Origin of the sequence: Sulfitobacter sp. (genome assembly GCF_041552635.1) — a bacterium.
In the GTDB taxonomy this organism is placed as follows: domain Bacteria; phylum Pseudomonadota; class Alphaproteobacteria; order Rhodobacterales; family Rhodobacteraceae; genus Sulfitobacter.
The window spans coordinates 1-2,553 of record NZ_JBFEKM010000305.1 but is presented as its reverse complement, the minus strand read 5'-3'; the positions used below and the strand labels follow the sequence as shown (position 1 = coordinate 2,553).

The 2,553-nt window shown below is 56.2% G+C and carries 3 protein-coding genes; 2 read left to right on the top strand and 1 reads right to left on the bottom strand.

Annotated elements, in window-relative coordinates:
• Positions 1–16: 16 nt before the first annotated feature.
• Positions 17–1,486, bottom strand: a complete 1,470-nt coding sequence (gene tcuA, locus ABYT07_RS20395) for an FAD-dependent tricarballylate dehydrogenase TcuA (RefSeq protein WP_372993835.1) — start codon at positions 1,484–1,486, stop codon at positions 17–19.
• A gap of 60 nt (positions 1,487–1,546) precedes the next feature.
• Here tcuA and ABYT07_RS20390 point away from each other — a divergent pair, with 60 nt between their 5' ends.
• Both ABYT07_RS20390 and ABYT07_RS20385 read left to right on the top strand, forming a co-directional pair.
• Entirely contained in the window at positions 1,547–2,197 is a 651-nt protein-coding gene (locus ABYT07_RS20390; protein WP_372993834.1) for a GntR family transcriptional regulator, read from the top strand.
• On the top strand, positions 2,197–2,553 hold a 357-nt coding region (locus ABYT07_RS20385; RefSeq protein ID WP_372993833.1), incomplete at its 3' end, for an AbrB family transcriptional regulator. The genes ABYT07_RS20390 and ABYT07_RS20385, both read left to right, overlap by 1 nt.

Here is a 2,553-nt window from a genome sequence, read left to right as displayed (position 1 = left end):
TCGAGATATTTTGCCCTCATATCTGAGATGCGCCATACCCCGCACGGCGGCCAAATACAGCCCCAGACGTGAGGCCCGACCCGCCGGGATAGCCCGCAAAAAAGACACCGCCGACGATTTCGCCGCATGCAAAGAGGCCCGCAATCTTTGATCCGTCTTCTCTGACGACGCTGCCCTTGGCGTCTACTTTCAGCCCGCCATAGGTGAATGTGATCCCGCCGGTGACAGGAAACGCGCGGAAGGGGCCTTTGTCGATTTTCTGGGCCCAGTTCGATTTGGGCGGTGTCAAACCGTCGGTTGCTTTGCCATCCAGAATGGTTGGATCGAATGCAGTTTCAGCGTCTACCGCATCGTTGTAAGCGTCAAGCGTGGCGGTGGCAGCATCTGGGTTCACGCCCGTCATCAGGGGCACCAGCGCCTCCAGGGTGTCAGCTTCAACAAAATGCGCGTCGTGAAAACGGTATTCGGCATAAAGCAGATCGAACACCTTGCTGTCAAATATCTGCCAAGCAAACTGGCCTGGTTGTTCGAGGATCGCAGCACCATATTGCGCATAGGTGTAGTTGCGGAAATTGGCCCCTTCATCGACAAAACGCGCGCCATCGGCATTCAGCATAACGCCCAGAAAATATGAAATTTTGCGGTAGTTCTTACGTTCGCCCGCGGGCAGTTCAAGATTTCCGAAGTCGGCCATATGCAAGTCCATCGGAGTTGCATGGCATCCGGCATAGAGGCCATATTCAGCCGCGCCGACTTCGCTCGCCATTGTCAGTCCGTCGCCGGTGTTGTGCGGCGTGCCGCGCACTTTCGCCGCTTTCCAGTTCGGGCCCATATGCTTGACCCGCAGCTCATCATTTGCTTCGAACCCCCCTGAGGCAAGGATCACAGCGTCAGCGTGCAGGACCTCATCACCAACGCGCACGCCGATGACTTTGTCATCCTCTGTCACCAGACCTGTAACAGCGCTATTATAGCGGACTATGCCGCCCATCCGCTCAACTGCGGCCAGCTCCATGTCGAAGAGGCCAACGCCTTCGTTCTCTGCTGCCAGCGTCAAGCCGCCCCAGAACACATGACGGCCATCTTTTTCAAAACTCTGACGGCTATAGATCGGCTCGAATTTTACATCATGCGAGGCAAGCCAGCGCATCGTTTCGCCCGACAAGTTGACGAGTGCCTCTTGTTCCTCGGACAGCGGACGGCCATCGTTGAAGCCCAATAAGTCATTGCCGAATTTTTCGATGTCATAGCCACCGAAATCGGCATTTTTCACGCGAGGGTCATCGGGGTTGCGCAACAGCGGTAAAAGATCCGCAGCCCCGTCATAGGCAAAGCGCATGGCACCTGCAGTGTATTTTGTATTGCCGCCAGCCAGAGCCTGATCCGCCTTTTCAAGCAGGGTCACCTGCGCCCCGTTTTCCAACGCTGCAATCGCGGCACAAAGGGCGGCGTTACCTGTTCCGACGACAATCACTGATTTTGACACTGGTATTTCCTCTTCATATCTATATTGTATCCAAGCGGATACAATTTGGACTTTATTAGAATGCACAGCACAGAATTGCAAGACATGTCTCAAGGAGAACTCGCGTACCATCGTTTGCATGCGGCGATCCGAGCGGGGGAATTCCTACCGGGTGACCGTCTGCGCGAGATAGACGTTGCCAAAAAACTGGACCTATCGCGCACGCCAGTGCGAGAGGCCTTACGCAAGCTTGAGAACGACGGGATCGTCGAGCATCGCCCCCGTTTAGGTGCTGTCATTCGCACGCTGAGCACCACAGAAATCGTTGAGCTCTACGAAATGCGGCTCGTCCTTGAACGTACCGCTGCCGAGATGGCAGCCAAACATGCAAACCCTGCCGAGGTCGACCTGCTCAAGGATATCAACCAACAGATTGATGGCGCGGGGCAAGACACCCCGCGCGCAGCCGCCCTTAATCAGGATTTTCACCGCAGCATATACCTCGCAACGCGCAACCGCTTTTTGCTGGCCTCGGCCCGTGCGCTTAACAATGCGTTGATTTTACTGGGGCCGACCACGCTGGATGACGAAGCACGGATCAAAACTGTCAGCAGTCAACACGCCCAGATCATCACGGCGATCGCTGCGGGGGACCAACAGGCGGCGGGCGACGCGGCAGAGGCGCATTTGCAAACATCCCTGCGCCACAGGCTCAAGGTGTTACAATCGTGATGCCGCGCATCTACGCGTTTGCGGTTGCCGCGATTGGCGTTTTAGCCTTCAAGATTTTGCACTTGCCCCTGCCTTGGTTGCTGGGCCCGATCTTTGCCTGCCTGATCGCCTCATTGGTCGGTGTGCCGATGCGTGGGATCAAACTGGTGAACGATGCCATGCGCACCATCTTGGGCGTAGCTGTGGGCGCGACATTCACAACAACGCTACTGGGCTCCATGATGGGGATGTGGCCGACCTTACTGATGATCCCGGTGATGACCGGCTGTATCGGAGTGGTCGGCGTGCTATATTTACAACGGCTCTGGGGCTTTGATTTTGCGACCAGTTACTATTCCTCCATGCCCGGCGGCTTA

Coding starts and splice junctions, on each gene's coding strand:
- ABYT07_RS20390 (WP_372993834.1), top strand. CDS start 1,547: ATGCACAGCACAGAATTGCAAGACATGTCTCAAGGAGAACTCGCGTAC.